An 18,659-nucleotide genomic window follows, 5' to 3' on the forward strand; every position below is an offset into this window, starting at 1 on the left:
GGGCAGATCGAGGTCCGGGCGCGTGAGGCGAGAGCCGGGGGTGCGGCGCAGGGAACCGGGCCGGTCGCGTAGCCGGGCCACGCGCGTGGCACTGCTGCCGACTCTGCTGACCTCCGCGGTGGAGGAACGCGGAGACCATCCCGCGGTGGTGGGCGCCGCCGGTGGCCCCGCCCTGTCGTATCGCGAGCTGGACGAGAGGTCGTCGCGGTGGGCGCGGTGGCTGATCGGCCGGGGCGTCGGGCCGGGCGACGTGGTCGCGGTGGCGATACCCCGTTCGGTGGAGTCGGTGCTCGCGTTGTGGGCGGTGGCGAAGTCGGGCGCGACGTTCGTCCCCGTCGACCCGCGCTACCCACTCGAGCGGGTGGAATTCATGCTGGCAGACTCCGGCGCGGCCCTGTGCATGACGGTGCGCGATTTCGCGGCCGCGGTGCCGGCCGGAGTCGAACAGGTGCTGCTCGACGATGCGGCGGTGGCCGGGCAGGTCGGGCAGCTGCCCGGGCATCCCGTCTCGTACGCCGACCGGACGCGCGCGCTCGAAGGGCCGGACCTCGCCTGGATGATCTACACGTCCGGCTCCACGGGCCGCCCGAAGGGGGTGGCGGTCACCCATGCCGGGATCGCCGGCGTGATCTCCGCCGAGCGGGAGCACTACGGGGTCGGCGCGGACGCGCGGGTGTTGCATGTGTGCTCGCCGAGTTTCGACGTCTCGATGCTCGAGTTGCTGATCGGGTTCTCCGCGGGTGCGACGGTGGTGGTGGCGCCGGCGTCGGTGGGCGGCGGTGCCGACCTGGCCGAGGTGCTGGCGGCCGACGCGGTGACCCACGTGTTCATCACGCCGGCGGCATTGAGTTCGGTGGATCCCACGGGCCTGACGGACCTGCGGGTGGTGGTGGCGGCCGGGGAGGCCTTCGGGCCGGAGCTGGTGAGCCGGTGGACCGGTCCCGGCCGGCGGTTCTTCAACGCGTACGGGCCCACCGAGGCGACGATCCTGGCGACGAGCAGCGCGCCGCTGGTGGCGGGCGAGCCGATCACGATCGGCACCCCGATCCCGGGACTGGCGGCTTACGTGCTCGACGGCCGGTTGCGGCCGGTGCCGCCGGGTGTGGTGGGTGAGCTGTATCTGGCGGGCGCCCAGGTGGCGCGCGGCTACCACCGCCGGCCGGGACTGACGGCGGAGCGGTTCGTGGCCGATCCGTTCGGGTCGGATCCGGGAACCCGGATGTACCGGACGGGAGACCTGGTGCGCCGCGCGGCCGACGGCCCGATCGAGTATCTCGGGCGCAGCGATTTCCAGGTCAAGATCCGCGGGTTCCGGGTGGAACTGGGTGAGATCGACGCCGCCCTGACGGCCCGGCCGGACATCGAGTTCGCCGCGACCGTCGGGAAGGTGCTGCCGTCGGGGGAGACGGCACTGGTGTCGTACGTGCTGCCCGCGGCCGGAACCCGGATGGACGCGCCGGCGGTGCTCGCCGGGTTGGCCGAGACGCTGCCCGGCCACATGGTGCCGGCCCTGGTGATGGTGCTCGACGCGGTGCCGCTGACCCCGGTGGGCAAGCTCGATCGGGCGGCGCTGCCCGAACCGGTGTTCGCCGAGCGGGAATACCGGGCGCCGCGCACCCTGGTCGAGGAGACGGTCGCGTCGGTGTTCGCCGAGGTGCTCGGGCGCGAGCGCGTCGGCGTGGACGACTCCTTCCTCGAGCTGGGGGGAAATTCGCTCCTCGCGACCCGGTTGGTGGCGCGCCTGGGTGCGGCCCTGGAGACCCGGGTGCCGGTGCCGGTGGTGTTCGAGGCGCCGACCGTGGCGGCATTGGCGGCGCACCTGGAGTCGGGTGGCGCGGCGGCACACGCTGTTCCGCTGGTGGCGCGGGAGCGCCCGGACCGCGTACCGCTGTCGTTCGCGCAGCAGCGGATGTGGTTCCTCAATCGGTTCGATCCGGCCTCCGCGGCCGACAACATCCCGGTGGCGATCCGGCTGACGGGCCGGCTCGACGTCGATGCCCTGCGAAAGTCGGTGTCCGACATCGCGGTCCGGCACGAGATCCTGCGAACCAGGTATCCCGAAACGGACGGGCGCCCGTACCAGACGGTCGTTCCCGCCGCCGGATACACGCCCGACTGGGCGTCGGAATCGGTGCCCGGAACGGAGCTGGCCGACCGGATCGCCGACGTGGTGGCCACCGGATTCGACGTGACCGCCGAGGTGCCGTTCCGGGTGCGGCTGTTCCGGGTCGCGGACGACGAGCACGTGCTCGTGTTCGTGGCACACCACATCAGCGCCGACGGCTGGTCGATGGCGCCGTTGACGCGCGATCTGATGACCGCGTACGCCGCGCGTGCCGCCGGCCGGGAGCCCGGATGGGAGCCGTTGCCGCTGCAGTACGCGGACTTCGCGCTGTGGCAGCGTGAGGTGCTCGGATCGGAGCGGGACGCGGACAGTCCCCTCTCGGCACAGGCGGAGTACTGGCGGCGGGTCCTCGCGGATCTCCCCGCGGAACTGCACCTCCCGACGGATCGGGCCCGCCCGCCGGTGCAGTCCTTCGCCGGCGGCCGGGTCGCGTTCGATATCGATGCCCCGACGCACCGGCGGGCGGGGGAACTGGCACAGCAGTGCGGGTCGACCCTGTTCATGGTCCTGCACACCGCGCTCGCGGTGTTCCTCGCCCGGATGTCGTCGTCGCACGACATCGCCGTGGGTACCGCGGTCGCCGGCCGCGGTGACGCCGCGCTGGACGAGATGGTCGGCATGTTCGTCAACACCTTGGTGCTGCGCACCCGGGTCGATCCCGGTTCTGGGTTCGCGGAGCATCTCGCGCGGGTCCGCGAGAGCGACCTGGAGGCGTTCACCCACGCGGAGATCCCCTTCGAGCGCGTCGTGGAACTGCTCGCCCCGGAGCGTTCGACCGCGCGGCACCCGCTGTTCCAGGTGGCCATCGCCTTCGAGAACCTGCCCCCCGCGGGTCTCGAGCTGCCGGGCCTGAGCGTGGCGGCGGTGCCGTTCGATGCGGCCACCGCGAAGTTCGATCTGTCGTTGACGCTGCGTGAACACACGGACCCCGGCGGGGGACCGGCGGGAATGTCGGCGGACTTCGTCTTCGCCAGGGACCTGTTCGACGACGAGACGGTGGCCGAATTCGCGCGACGGTTCGTGCGGCTGCTGGCCGCCGCCGTGGCGGACCCGGCCGTGCCGGTCGGTGACCTGGCGCTCCTTGCCGACGACGAAGCCGACCGGCTCACCCGTGCCCCGGACGACGCACCGAGCGGTGCCCGCACGCTCGCCGAGATCCTGACGGCGGCGGTCTCCCGGGACCCCGAGGCGCCGGCCGTCCGGTACCAGGACCGCACGATCAGCTACCGCGAACTCGACGAGTCGTCGTCCCGGCTCGCGCGGGAACTGGCAGCACGCGGCGTCGGCCCCGAGGACGTGGTGGCGCTGGCGTTCCCGCGTTCCTACGAGATGGTGCTCGGCGTGTGGGCGGTCGCGAAGGCCGGCGCCGCGCACCTTCCGGTGGATCCGTCCTATCCGGCGGAGCGGGTCCGGTACATGCTCGCCGACTCCGGTGCGGCGGTGTGCCTGACCACCACCTCGTACGCCCCCGCGCTGCCCGCGTCCCCGCCCCGGCTGGAACTGGACGATCCCGAGGTCGTGCGGGCCGTCGCGACACGATCCGCCGCCCGGATGTCCGACGCCGAGCGGGTACGGCCGCTGTCGCTGCAGCACGCGGCGTACGTCATCTACACGTCGGGGTCGACCGGGCACCCCAAGGGTGTGGTGGTCACCCACGCGGGTCTCGACCCGCTGCTCGGTGCCGCGGTGACGCTGTACGGCGTGACGTCACGGTCGCGGTTCCTGCACGTGTGCTCGCCCAGCTTCGATCCGTCGGTGCTCGAGTGGATGGCCGCGTTCTCCCAGGGCGCGACCCTGGTCGTGGTGCCCTCGACGATCGTCGGCGGACCCGAACTCGCGGAACTGCTTCGGGCCGAACGGGTCAGCCACACCATCGTCACGCCGGCGGTGCTGGGGACGGTCGATCCGTCGGGACTCGACCGTCTCGGGGTCGTGTCCGTCGGCGGGGACGTGACATCGCCGCAACTGCTGGCGCGGTGGGCGCCGGGACGGAGCTACTTCAACGGCTACGGGCCTACGGAGACGACGATCATCTCGTCGTTCGCGCGGCTGCAGCCCGGGCGCCCGGTCACCGTCGGCCGGCCCGTACCGGGGGTGGCCGCCCTGGTGCTGGACTCCCGGCTGCGGCCGGTGCCGTCCGGCGTGGCCGGCGAGTTGTACCTGGCCGGGGCCGCTCTCGCGCGGGGCTACCACCGGCGCAGCGGGTTGTCGGCGGCACGGTTCGTGGCGAACCCGTTCGGAGCGCCGGGCACGCGGATGTACCGGACCGGGGACGTGGTCCGATGGCGCAGCACCGGCGCGGTCGCCGAACTGGAGTACCTCGGGCGCAGCGACTTCCAGGTCAAGCTGCGTGGATTCCGGATCGAACTCGGCGAGATCGACGCCGCACTGGAACGGAACCCCTCCGTCGCGCAGGCCACCACGGTGCTGCACACCGATCCGCGCGGCGGGGACAGGCTCGTCGGCTACGTCGTCGGCGCGGCCGGCGCCGTGCCCGACCCGGCGCACCTGCGCGAGTTCCTCGCCGGGGAACTGCCGAACCACATGGTGCCCGGCCACATCGTCGTGCTCGACGCCCTGCCCCTCACTCCCGGTGGCAAGCTGGACAGGCGGGCACTGCCGGTGCCGCTGCCCGAGTCGGCCGAGTACTGCGCCCCCGCCACGTCCGACGAGCAGGCGGTCGCAGACGTGTACGGGGCGGTGCTCGGGGTCGAGCGGGTCGGCCGCGCCGACGACTTCTTCGCGCTCGGCGGCAACTCGCTGCTCGCGATGCAGGTCATCGCGCGGCTCGAGGCCGCCCTCGGCGTCCGGGTCCCGGTGCGGACGTTGTTCGAAGCGCCGACCGTGTCGGCCCTGGCGGCGCGGATGGGGGATCCGGTCGCGGTCCCGTCCCGGATGCCCCTGCGCCCCCGGCGGCGCCCCGAGCGGATTCCGCTGTCGCTCGCGCAGCGGCGGATGTGGTTCTTCAACCGGTTCGACCCGGACTCCGCCGCCTTCAACATCCCGCTCGTGCTGCGATTGACCGGGGCGCTGGATGTGCCGGCGCTGCAGGCCGCCCTGCGCGACCTGCTCGCCCGGCACGAGGCCCTGCGCACCGTCTTCCCCGACTCCGACTCCGGACCGTTCCAGGTGATCGTTCCGCTCGAGGACGTACCACTCGATCTGGCGGCACAGGACGTGGCCGAGGACGACCTGCACCCGCGGATCGCCGCCCTCGTCTCCCGGGGGTTCGACGTCACCGGTGCGGTACCCGTCCGGGCGGCCCTGTTGCGGCTCACCGACCGGGACCACGTGCTGGTCGTCGTCGTTCACCACATCGCGAGCGACGGCGGATCCCGGGCCCCGATGGCCCGGGATCTGGCCACCGCGTACCTGTCCCGCAGAGCGGGCCGGGCACCGGAGTGGACTCCGCTGCCGGTGCAGTACGCCGACTACGCCCTGTGGCAACAGGACGTGCTGGGCTCCGAGGACGACCCCGAGTCGGTGCTCGCGCGCCAGTTGAACTACTGGACCACGGCGCTGGCGGACCTGCCGGACCTGGTGGAACTGCCCACCGACCGCCCGCGGCCCGCCGTGCAGACCGGGCGCGGCGCGAGCCTCGACTTCACCCTGGACGAGGCGTTGGCCGCCCGGCTCGATCGGCTCGCCCGGGATCACGGCGTGACGTTCTTCATGCTCGCGCACGCCGCGCTCGCGGTCCTGCTGGCCCGCCTGTCCGGTACCGACGACATTCCCGTCGGGGCACAGGTCGCCGGCCGCGGCGAGGAGGCGCTCGACGATCTCGTGGGGATGTTCGGCAACACCCTCGTGCTGCGCACCCGGATCCACCCGGACGCCACCTTCTCCGAGCTTCTCGCCGGCGTGCGGGAGGTCGACCTCGCCGCCTTCGGCAACCCCGACGTTCCGCTCGAACGGCTCGTGGAGATCCTCGATCCCGTCCGGTCCACCGCGCATTCGGCCCTGTTCCAGGTGCTGCTCGTGGTGCACAACTTCACCCGCTCCGAGATCGCATTGCCGGACCTGCACATCGCGCCGGTCGGGACGGCCACGGGCGGCGCCAAACTCGATCTCGAGATCCACCTGACCGAGATGCGCGACGAGCAGGGGCGGCGGGACGGGGTCGCCGGATCCGTCGTCTACGCGTGTGACCTGTTCGACGAGGACACCGTGCGGACGTTCGCCGCGCGACTCGCGTCGATCCTGGAGGCGGCGGCGGACGATCCGGGCGTTCCGGTCGGCGGCATCGACCTGCGCACCGCGGAGGAACGTGCCCGGCTCGACGAGCTGAACCGGACCGCCGCGCCGCTCGGTGACCGGTTGGTGCTGGACGCGTTCACCCGGCAGGCGCGGCGCACCCCCGACGCGACGGCGGTCGTCTTCGAGGACACCGCGCTGACCTACGCGCAGTTCGCCTCTCGGGTGGACCGGCTCGCCCGGCGCCTCGTCGCGTGCGGCGTCGGGCCCGATCGGCTGGTCGGCGTCCACATGAGCCGATCGGTCGAGATGATGGTCGGGATCTATGCGGTTCTCCGGGCCGGTGGCGGGTACGTGCCGCTCGACCCGGAACACCCCGCCGAGCGAACGGCATACGTCCTGGCCACCGCCGAGCCGGTGGTGGTGCTGACCACGACGCGCGATCGGGGCACGCTCCCCGATTCCGTCCCGGCCCTCGTGGTCGACGAATCGGACTTCGCCCCGGCGCCGGTCACCGAGTTCGCCGACCACGAGCGCCTGGCGCCGCTGCATCGGGCGAACATCGCCTACGTGATCTACACCTCCGGGTCGACGGGCCGGCCCAAGGGCGTTGCCGTCACCCACGGCGCCGTCGTCAACCAGATGACGTGGATGCGCGAGCGCTACGAATTCGGCATGGGGGACACGGCGCTGCAGAAGACCCCCATCACGTTCGACGCGTCGGTGTGGGAGCTGTTCTTCCCGCTGCAGGTCGGTGCGCGGCTCGTGGTCGCGGCACCGGGAGGCCATCGCGACCCGGAGTACCTGGCCCGCCTGTCGCGGCAGTGGGCCGTCGGCATCCTCGAGTTCGTTCCGGCGATGCTCGCCGTGTTCCTCGCCGATCCCGCACTCGAACTGCCGGCGGCGCTGAAGTACCTGTCCGTCGGTGGCGAGGCGCTGCCGGGAGAGCTCGCGGCCCGGTTCGCCGAACGCTCGGATGCGCTGCTGGACAACACGTACGGCCCGACCGAGGCGACCGTCACCGCGACCGTGCTGCGCTGTGCCGGACGTCGCACCGATGCCGGCACCGTGCCGATCGGCCGTCCGATCCGCAACACCACCACGCATGTTCTCGACGAGCGGCTGAACCCGGTACCGATCGGGGTGCCGGGGGAGCTGTATCTCGGTGGGGTGCAACTTGCCCGCGGTTACCACGCCCGCCCGGATCTGACCGCGCAGCGGTTCGTCGCGCACCCCGGCGGGGCGCGGCTGTACCGCACCGGGGACCGGGTCCGGTGGTTGCCGGACGGTACCCTCGAGTTCCTGGGCCGCAACGACTTCCAGGTGAAGGTGCGCGGTCTGCGGATCGAGCTGGGGGAGATCGAGGCGGCACTGCTGGCGCAGCCGCAGGTGGCGCAGGCCGTCGTGACCGTCCACGACGGGCCCCACGGCGCGCAGATCGCCGCGTACGTCGTGTCCGCGGACGGCGCCGAGGCCGACGCGGACGCCGTTCGCGCGGCAGTGGGGCGCCTGCTGCCGCGGTACATGGTGCCCGACGTGGTGACCGTGCTCGGGGAACTCCCGCTCACCACATCCGGAAAGGTGGATCGCCGGGCCCTGCCGGAACCGGTCCCGGCCGTCCGTAAGTTCCGGGCGCCCACCACCGCGATCGAGAAGACCGTCGCCTCGGTGATCGGTGAGGTGCTCGGCGCGGAGCGGCTCGGTCTCGACGACGACTTCTTCGCGCTCGGCGGGAATTCGTTGATCGCCACGCGTGTGGTCGCCCGGATCGGGTCGGCGCTGCGCGCGTCGGTGCCCGTCCGCGTGATCTTCGAGGCGTCGACGATCGAGTCGCTGTCGGCAGCCGTGGAACGGCACGTCGGGTCCGGCGGCCTGCCCGCCCTGGCGGCCCGGCCGCGTCCGGAGCGGATCCCGCTGTCGCCGGCCCAACAGCGGATGTGGTTCCTCAGCCGGTTCGAGGCGACCGCGGCGGCCTACAACATCCCGATGGCCGTGCGGCTGACCGGACGGCTGGATCCGGTCGCGCTGCAGTCGGCGGTCGCCGACGTGGTCGCCCGGCACGAGGTCCTCCGGACCGTCTACCCCGAGGTCGACGGGGTCCCGGTCCAGCAGATTCTGCCCGCGGGCGCCGGTGTGCCGGCCCTGCGCCCGGCGGACGTCGACGAATCGGAGCTCCAGGCCGCCGTCCGGTCGGCGGCGGCGGTCGGATTCGATGTCACCCGGTCCGTTCCGGTTCTCGTGCGGCTGTTCCGGGTGTCCCCGGCCGAACACGTCCTGCTGGTCGTGGTGCACCATATCGCCGCCGACGGCTATTCCGTGGCGCCGCTCGTGCGGGATCTCGCCCTCGCGTACAGCGCGCGACGGGAGGGCCGCGAACCCGCATGGCGGCCGCTGCCGGTGCAGTATGCGGACTACACGCTGTGGCAGCGGGAGGTGCTGGGCAGCGAAGCCGATCCCGCCTCGCGCGTCTCCCGCCAGCTCGCCTACTGGGCCGACGAACTGGCCGGGCTGCCCGACCAGTTGCCCGTGCCCACGACCCGGCCGCGGCCTCCGGTGCAGTCCTACCGGGGAGACCGGGTTCCCGTCACGATCGACGCGGACCTTCACGGCAGGGTGGCCGCGCTCGCGGCGGCCACGAGGACCACTCCCTTCACGGTCGTGCACACGGCCTTCGCGGTGCTGCTGGCCCGGCTGTCCGGCACCGAGGACGTCGCGGTGGGCACCCCGGTGGCCGGTCGGGGTGAGGCGGCCCTCGACGACCTGATCGGGATGTTCGTGAACACCCTCGTGTTCCGCACGCGGGTCGATCCCGCCGTCTCCTTCGCGTCGCTGCTCGCGCAGGTCCGGGAGCAGGACATTCAGGCCCTGGCCCATGCGGACGTCCCGTTCGAACGACTCGTCGAGGCGCTGGCGCCGGCCCGGTCCATGGCGCGGCATCCGCTGTTCCAGGTGGGGTTGTCGTTCCAGAACCTCGGAGCGGTCGCCTTCGAACTCCCGGACCTGGTGGCGGCTCCGGTCGACGTCGCAGGGGAGATCGCCCAGTTCGACCTGCACCTGATCGTCGGCGACAGTTACGGCGCAGACGGGACGCCTGCGGGTATCGGCGGGCATCTGTCCTACGCCACCGATCTCTTCGACGTACGCGCGGCCGCGTCCATCGCGGACCGGTTCGTTCGGATCCTGGGCGAACTCGTCTCGGTTCCCGACCGGGCGGTCGGCGACGCCGATCTGCTCGGCGCCGACGAGCGGCGGGCGCTGCTCGAGGCGGCGAACGACACCCGGGTCGAGGTTGCGGGCGGCGGCTGCCTCCCCGAGCTGTTCCAGCACCAGGTGCACGAACGCCCGGGGGCGGTCGCGCTCGTCGGGGACGGCGTGCAGCTGACCTTCGGGGAACTCGGCGCTCGCGTCGCCCGGCTGGCCCGCGCGCTGGTGGCGGCCGGCGTCGGGCCGGAGACCCGGGTCGGTCTGATGATGCCCGGCTCCGTGGCCCTCGTCGTCGCCATGTACGCGGTGTCCGCCGCCGGGGGCGCGTACGTTCCGCTCGACCCGTCGCTGCCGATCACCAGGCTGGCCCGCATGGTCGAGGCGGCGCGGCCGGCGACGGTGCTCGCGACGGCGGTGTCCACGCGCGTCGCGAGGGAGGTTGTGCCGGAGCCGATCCCGGTGATCGATACCTCGAGTGTGGACCTGTCGCGGTACTCGGCCGCCCCGGTGACCGACGCCGATCGCAGTGCGCCGCTGCGGCCCTCGAACCTCGCCTACATACTGTTCACGTCGGGATCGACCGGGGTGCCCAAGGGCGTGGCGGTGGCCCACGGCGCGGTGGTCAACCAGTTGCGCTGGATGCATGCGGAGTTCGGGTTCGGCCCGGACGAGGTGACGGTGCAGCGGACGGTGGCGACGTTCGACCTGTCGGTGTGGGAGTTCTGGGGCGCCACGACATGTGGCGGCCGGCTGGTGGTGGCGGATCCCGAGGCTCGCCGCGATCCGCTCCGCCTGCTCGCGCTCGTCGAGCGGGAGTTCGTGACGACGCTGTACCTGGTTCCGTCCCTGCTGAGCGCCCTGATCGCGGGTGCAGACCGAGAATTGCCGACCTCGGTGCGGCGGGTGCTCTCGATCGGGGAGACGCTACCGGGTGCCGTGGCCGGGGCGTGGCGCCGGTCGAGCCGGGCGGAGCTCGTCAATCTGTACGGACCCACCGAGGCGGCCGTGTCGGTGACGGCGCACCGGGTCACGGGCGCGGACACCGACCAGGTGCCGATCGGGGTGCCGGGGTGGAACACCCGCGTGTACGTACTCGACCGGCGGCTGCGGCCCGTGCCGGTGGGAGTGACCGGAGAGCTCTACCTGGCGGGCCGGCAACTCGCGCGGGGCTACAGCGGCAGCCCCGGGGCGACCGCGGACCGGTTCGTTGCCGACCCCTTCGGGGCCGGGGGCCGTCTGTACCGCACCGGTGATCTGGCCCGGTGGACCCCTGCGGGCGTCCTCGAGCACGTGGGCCGCGGAGACTCCCAGGTCAAGCTGCGCGGTTTCCGGATCGAACTCGGAGACATCGAGGCGGCGCTGCTGCGTCTGCCCGCCGTGGCGGCCGCGGTCGCGACGGTGCACCACGACGCCGCGACCGGCGCTCGGATCGTCGCGTATGTCGTTGCCGCGCAGGGTGAGTCGGACCTCGACCTGGGGGCCCTGCGGAGCGCGCTCGCGGACGAGCTGCCGAACTACATGCTGCCGGCCTCGATCATGCGCCTGGACCGGCTCCCCGTCGGAACGACGGGCAAGGTCGATCGCGGCGCGCTGCCCGCGCCGATGCCCGAGCGGGCGTCCTACCGGGCTGCGGCGACGCCCGTCGAGCGTGCGGTTGCGCAGGTGTTCGCGGACGTCCTCGCTGCGGACCGGGTCGGATCCGACGACGACTTCTTCGTCCTCGGCGGATCCTCGCTCGTGGCCGTGGGGGCGACGCGGGAACTCGCGCGCCGGCTCGGCCGTCCGGTGCCGCTCGAGTGGGTGTTCGCCCATCCGACGGTGGGGGACCTTGCGGCCCGGATCGAGCGGTCGGCGGGGGAGAGGCCGCCGGCGAGCGGGTCCGCCGACTCCTCCCTGGACGTGCTGCTGCCGCTGCGCGAGGGCGACGACGGACGCGATCCGGTGTTCTTCGTCCATCCGGTGATCGGCCTCGCCTGGAGCTTCGCCTCGCTCGCCGGCTACGTCGAGCCGGGCCGTGCGGTCTACGGGCTGCAGTCCCCGGCGCTGTCCGGGGAGTCGGACCTACCGGATTCGATCGAGTCCTGGGCGGCGCGGTACGTCTCGGAGGTCCGGCGGGTCCATCCGGACGGTCCCTTCCACCTGGTCGGATGGTCCCTCGGCGGGGTGATCGCCCACGAGATGGCGGTCCAGCTCCAGCGAGCCGGACTCGAGGTCGGTTCGCTCGTGCTGCTCGACGCCTATCTGCCCGATGCCGTGCGCGGCCCGGTGGATCCGGTCGCGGTGGCTGCGGCGGCCTTCGGTGCGAACCGCGCCGGCGGCGGGGAACCGGCGTACGCCCTCGGTGACATCGGGATGCTCGCCGACGAGATCGATCCCACCCTCGCCTCGTCCGTCCTCACGAGCATCGACTGCTCGTTCGAGGCGCTCGAGCGGCACGTGCCGGCCCGGTACGAGGGACGCATCCTCTTCGTCGGCGCCGCGCCGCAGACCGTGCCGGATCCCGAATCGGGCCGGGACTGGTCACCGTACGTCTCCGGCGGCGTGCACCGGCACGACCTGCCGACCTCGCATTGGGAGATGACCGGGCCGAGTGCGTGCGCTCGTCTCGGGCCGCTGCTGGCACGCTGGACGTCCGGCGGCTCCTGCCCGGAATGCGACGGCGTGGATCGCTGACCCATGGGTGAGCGGCGGCCGTGTTCGAGCTCACATTCGACATCGAACGTCTGCTGTCCAACAGTTGGATGAAACGTGTGCATTGTCTAGCCTTGGCGGGGTTCGTGGTGCGGTCGGAACGGCCGAACGGCCGGAAGGCGGTGCCGAACGGCCCGGAGGCGGTGCCGAGGTCCTTCGCCTCGCGCCGCCGGAACCTGCAGGCGGCGAGGCGGATCCGGCGCGAGGGCCGGGATCTCCCCGCCGCCGGTCGGGTGCGGCGGTCCGGGCCGTTCGTCCCGTGCGGGGCGACGCTGTGTCGCGCGACGAACGTCGCGCCGGGGCCGCGCCGACGCTCTCGCCGGGCCGGCGACTCCTGTCCGGAATGCCGGTCTACCCGTCGGTAACTTAGTTACCGGACATACGTACAGGTGGCACGGTTTGTTTTCGTGTGGAATGGTGACGAAGTGCTCTAGCGCCGGGAATCGTCGGGGTTCCGGTGCGCGAGGCGCAGTGGAGCGGCGACCGCCGGGGGAGGGCGGGCGTCGCCGTAGTTCTTGACACCCCGGCGGTGAACGGAGCCGGGATGCGCACGCGCGCAACGGCTCCGGAATTCGGAGGGGAGAGCCGATGAAGGTGATCGACCGAACCGTCCGCGGAAATCTCCGCGGTTCGCGCCGCCGGACGCCCACGGCACTGCTGCCGCACCTGCTGTCGGCCGCCGTCGAACGCGATCCCGGCGCGCCGGCGCTCACGTCGGAGGGACGCACCCTCACCTACCGCGATGCCGACGCCGAGTCGTCCCGGCTCGCCCGCCTGCTCATCGCGCGGGGAATCGGCCCCGAGGACCGCGTCGCGGTGCTGCTCACCCGCTCGATCCGGTCCGTTCTCGCCGTCTGGGCGGTCGCCAAGACGGGCGCGGCGTTCGTCCCGGTGGACCCCCGCTACCCGGCCGATCGGGTCCGCTACATGCTGTCGGACTCGAACGCCCGCCTCGCCCTCACGGTGGCCGGGCACCGGCACGTCGTCCCCGAGGAGTTCGACACCGTCGTCCTGGACGGCGCCGAGATCCGGACGGAACTCGACGCCTGCCCGGCCGACCCGCTCGCCTTCGTCGACCGGGTGCGGCCGCTGCGCCCCGACCATCCCGCCTACGTCATCTACACCTCGGGCTCCACGGGGCAGCCGAAGGGCGTCGTGGTCACCCAGGCCGGGCTCGCCGCCTTCTGCGCCGAGCAGGTCGAGCGCTACCACCTCACCCCCGGCGCCCGCACCCTGCACTTCGCGTCCCCCAGCTTCGACGCGTCGGTGCTCGAGCTGCTGCTCGCCGTCGGCGCCGGGGCGACGATGGTCGTCGCCCCGCCCTCCGTGTACGGCGGCGACGAGCTGGCCGGACTGCTGCGCAGCGAGCGGGTCACGCACGCCTTCGTGACCCCGGCGGCCCTCGCCTCGGTGGAGCCCGCCGGCCTGGACGACCTCGGGGTGGTGGTGGTCGGCGGCGAGGCGTGCCCGCCGGACCTGGTGGCGCGCTGGGCGCCCGGCCGCCGGTTCCACAACGGGTACGGCCCCACGGAGACCACGATCATGACGAACATCTCCGGGCCGCTTCGGCCCGGCGAACCCGTCACGATCGGCCGGCCGATTCGCGGAGTCGCCGCCGAGGTCCTCGATTCCCGCCTTCGGCCCGTGCCGGCGGGCACGGCCGGCGAACTGTACCTGACCGGGCCCGGCCTCGCCCGCGGCTATCACGATCGTCCCGGACTCACGGCCGCGCGCTTCGTCGCCGCGCCCGGTGGCGCCCGGAGGTACCGCACCGGTGACCTGGTGCGGTCCCCGCGCTCGGTCCGCGAGGGCATCTCGTATCTGGGCCGGAACGACTTCCAGGTCAAGGTGCGTGGCTTCCGCATCGAGCTCGGTGAGATCGATGCGGCGTTCGCCGCGCACTCCACGGTCGACTTCGCCGCCACCGTCGGTCACCGGGGTGCGACGGGGGAGACCCGTCTCGTCACCTACGTGCACGCCGCCCCCGGTTCCGCGATCGACGCCGCCGCGCTCACGGCCTTCGTCGCCGAACGGCTTCCGTCGCACATGATTCCGTCGTCGGTGATCGCGCTGGAGGCCATTCCGCTGACGCCGGTGGGCAAGCTCGATCGCGCGGCCCTGCCCGAGCCCGAGATCGCGTCGGCCCCGTACCGGGCGCCGGCCACCGTCGCGGAGGCGGCCGTCGCGGAGGCGTTCGCCGACGTGCTCGGGGTGCCGCGGGTCTCGGTCGACGACGACTTCTTCGACCTGGGCGGCAACTCGCTGCTCGCCACTCGCGTGATCGGTCGGATCAGGGCGGCGCTCGACGTCACCGTCTCCGCCGCCGACCTGTTCGACGCCACCACGGTCGCGTCGCTCGCGGCCCGGGTCGAGGCCGCGCCGGCGGCCGCCCGCGGCCTGCTGCCGCGGCGCCCGCGACCCGACCGGATCCCGCTCTCTCCCGCGCAGCAGCGCATGTGGTTCCTCAACCGCCTCGATCCGGACTCGGCGGTGTTCAACATCCCGCTCGCCGTGCGGCTGTCCGGCAGGCTCGACGTCGACGCGATGCGCGCGGCCGTGCGGGACGTCGTCGCGCGGCACGAGACGCTCCGGACGGTGTACCCCGAGGTCGACGGCGTCGGCGAGCAGCGCATCCTCGCCGTCGGCGACGTTCCGCTCGACCTCGGGCCGGAGGACGCGACCGACTCCGACGCCCCGGCCCGCCTCGCCGGCCTCGCGGGCAGGCGCTTCGACGTCACCGGCGAGGTTCCCGTCCGCGCCCGGCTCTTCCGGATCGCCGACGACGAGCACGTGCTCGCCGTGGTCCTCCACCACATCGCCGGCGACGGCTCGTCGCTGGGGCCGCTCGTCCGGGACCTCGTCACCGCCTACACCGCACGGTCGGCGGGACGGGAACCGTCGTGGGAGCCCCTGCCCGTCCAGTACGCCGACTACACGCTGTGGCAGCTCGACGCCCTCGGCGACGAGGACGATCCCCGGTCCGGGACGGCCCGGCAGCTGGCCTACTGGCGGCGTGCGCTCGCCGGCATCCCCGAGCACCTCGAGCTCGCCACCGACCGGCCGCGCCCCGCGGTCATCGGCCATGCGGGCGAACGGGTCTCGGCGCAGGTCGACGAGGCCACCCGCGACGCGATCGCGGCTCTCGCGCGCGAGCACGGCGTGACCCCGTTCATGGTGCTGCACGCGGTCCTCGCGGTGCTGCTCGCGCGGGTGTCGAACACCCACGACGTGGTCGTCGGCACCCCCGTCGCGGGACGCACGGCCCCCGAACTCGACGGCCTGATCGGCATGTTCGTCAACATGCTCGCCCTGCGGACGGACGTCGACGTCGCCGCGTCGTTCACGACGCTGCTCGAGCAGGTCCGCGACACCGATCTGCAGGCGTTCGCGCACGCCGACGTGCCCTTCGAACGCCTCGTCGAGGTGCTCGACCCGGTCCGGTCCACCGCGCGCCATCCCCTCTTCCAGGTCGGGTTCTCGTACCAGAACTTCGCCCACGACGCCCTCGAGCTGCCGGAACTGCGGATCGCGCCGGTCGAGAGCGATTCGTACGCAGCGCGTTTCGATCTCCACGTCACGGTGGTCGACCACGGTGCGGGCGGCGGCCCGGGCGGTTTCGACGTCGAGTTCGGTTACGCCACCGACCTGTTCGACGCGCCGACGATCCAGCGCATGCTCGACCGGTACCTGCGGATTCTGCGGGCGATCGTCGCCGAACCCGACACCGTCGTCGGCGACATCGATCTGCACGACGCCACGGAACTCGCCGGGATGATGCGGGCATGGGAGGCCGAACAGGCCGACCTCACCGCCGGCCGGACCCTCGTCGACCTGTTCGACGAGCAGGTCGCGGCCACCCCGGACGCACCCGCGCTGGTGTTCCGCGGCGGCACCCTCACCTACCGGGAGTTCGACGAGCGCGTCACCCGGCTCGCCCGCCACCTCGTGGCGCAGGGAGTGGGACCGGAATCCACGGTGGCCCTGTGCATCCGGCGTTCGGTCGACCTCGTGGTGGCGATGTACGCCGTCGCCAAGGCCGGCGGCGCCTACCTGCCGCTGGATCCCGACCACCCCGCGGCCCGCAACGAGTACATTCTCGGCGCCGCGGCCCCGCAGTGCGTGCTGTCGACCACCGCCGACCGGGTCGACGCGCTGGCCGGGCGGACGGTGCTCGACGTCGACCGCCTCGACCTGAGCGACGTCGATCCCGCGCCGCTCGATGACGCGGACCGGCGGACACCGCTGCGCGCCGCGAACACCGCCTACGTCATCTACACCTCCGGATCGACCGGACGCCCGAAGGGCGTGGCCGTGCCGCACGAGGCGATCGTCAACCAGATCGCCTGGAAGCGGGCGCACTACGAGCTCGGCCCCGACGACGCGGTACTGCTCAAGACCGCCGCGACCTTCGACCTGTCGGTGTGGGAGTTCTGGTCCGCGCTCACCTGCGGGGCCCGCCTGGTGATCACCGCCCACGACGGGCACCGCGACCCGTCCTACCTCAACGACCTGATCCGCCGGGAGAAGGTCACGACCCTGCACGTGGTGCCGTCGATGCTCGAGGCGCTGCTCGAGGACTCGGCCGGCGAGCTGCCCGACACCCTGCGCCGCGTCCTCGCCATCGGCGAGGTGCTGCCCACCCCGACGGCGGAGCGCGCGCTCGGCGCCTCGAACGCGGACCTGGTGAACCTGTACGGCCCGACGGAGGCGGCCGTCTCGGTGACCGCGCACGCGGTCACCGCACTCGCGCACACGTCGGTGCCGATCGGCGACCCCATCCCGAACACCCAGACGTTCGTCCTCGACGAGCGGATGCACCCCGTGCCGCCGGGCGTGGCCGGCGAACTGTACCTGGCCGGGGTGCAGCTCGCCCGCGGGTACCTGGGCCGACCCGGCCTGACCGCCGAGCGGTTCGTCGCCAATCCGTTCGGCGTGCCCGGCTCACGCCTCTACCGCACCGGGGACGTGGTGCGCTGGCGCGTCGACGGTGACGACCCCGGCCGCGGCACCCTGGAATACCTCGAGCGCGCCGACTTCCAGGTCAAGGTGCACGGGTTCCGGATCGAACTCGGGGAGATCGAGGCCGCGCTGCGCGCCCTTCCGGCGATCCGCGACGCCGCGGTCACCGTCCACGGCGGGGACCGGCTGGTGGCCTTCCTGGTCCCGGCCGCCGGGCCGGTCGACGTCGCCCGGCTGCGCGCCGCGCTGGCCGAGACCCTGCCCTCCTACATGGTGCCCGCCGGCTTCGTCACCCTCGACGCGTTGCCGCTGAACCCGCACGGCAAGCTCGACCGCGCGGCACTCCCCGAGCCGGTGATCGCCCCGCGGAGCCACCGCCCGCCGCGCACTCCGCTCGAGACGGAGGTCGCCGCCGCATACCGGGAGGTCCTCGCGCCGGCCGGGGGAACCGATACCGGGGCGTTCCCGGTCGGCCTCGACGACGACTTCTTCGACCTCGGGGGGAACTCCCTCAGCGCCGTGCGGGTGATCGCCCGGCTGCGCGAGCGCACGAGCCTGCCGGTGTCGCTGCAGTGGCTGTTCCTCACGCCCACCGTCGAAGCCCTCGCCGCCCGGATCGAGGCATCCGCCGGCGATCCCGGTCCGGCCGATCACACCGCAGGGTTCGACGCGGTGCTGCCCCTGCGCCCGGGCGGTTCCGCCGAACCGGTGTTCTGCATCCACCCGGTGATCGGCCTGTCGTGGAGCTTCGCCGGCCTGGCCCGCCACCTCGACCCCGAGCGTCCCCTCTTCGGACTGCAGTCCCCGGCCCTGCGCGACGACGAACCGCTGCCCGAGAGCATCGACGCGTGGGCGGCCGACTATGCGGCCCGGATCCGGCATGTCCAGCCGGCCGGTCCGTACCACCTGGTCGGCTGGTCGCTCGGCGGCATCCTCGCCCACGCCGTCGCGGTCCGTCTGCGCGCCGACGGCGACGAGGTCGCCACCCTCGCCCTGCTCGACGCGCATCCGCCCACCGCGCCGACCGGGACCGCCCCCTCCGCGGTCACCGTCGCCGACCTGCTCGGCGCGATCGGAACCGACGTCGGGTCCGACGTCGCCCTGGCGGAGTTCACCCCCGCGCGGGCACTGGAGCTGGTCGCCGACCTGCCGGCCCCGTTCGACGCGCTGTCCCTGCCCCGGCTCGAACGCCTCTTCGAGGGCGTGCGCCTGTCCTACCGGCTGCTCGGCGAGCACCGGCCCGCCCGATACGACGGTGATCTGCTGTTCTTCGCCGCGGGGGAGGACGGAACCTCGGCCGCCCGCGCCGCGCAGCAGTGGCGGGCCCACGTCACCGGCACCCTGGCGGTCGAATCGGTCCAGGCCACCCACTGGAAGATGACGTCGCAGGAAGCCCTCGCCCGGATCGGTCCGGTGCTGGACCGCTGGATCGGGGGCGCCCGCTGACCCGTATCCTCCGTCGTCCTCCCGGCGACCGCGGCGGGTG

General features: G+C 73.1%; 2 protein-coding genes. Both read left to right on the forward strand.

The annotated features are described in order from the left end of the window. Window positions 1-85 precede the first annotated feature (85 nt). A complete protein-coding gene (locus OCS65_RS10425; RefSeq protein WP_263510139.1) occupies window positions 86-12,196 on the forward strand; it encodes a non-ribosomal peptide synthetase in 12,111 nt (4,036 codons plus the stop codon). A 612-nt stretch (window positions 12,197-12,808) separates the two neighbouring features. Beyond that, complete coding sequence (locus tag OCS65_RS10430) at window positions 12,809-18,619, forward strand: amino acid adenylation domain-containing protein (RefSeq protein ID WP_420833248.1); 5,811 nt, start codon at window positions 12,809-12,811, stop codon at window positions 18,617-18,619. Window positions 18,620-18,659 lie beyond the last annotated feature (40 nt).

Source organism: Rhodococcus aetherivorans, from assembly GCF_025722975.1.
Classification (GTDB): Bacteria; Actinomycetota; Actinomycetes; order Mycobacteriales; family Mycobacteriaceae; genus Rhodococcus; species Rhodococcus aetherivorans.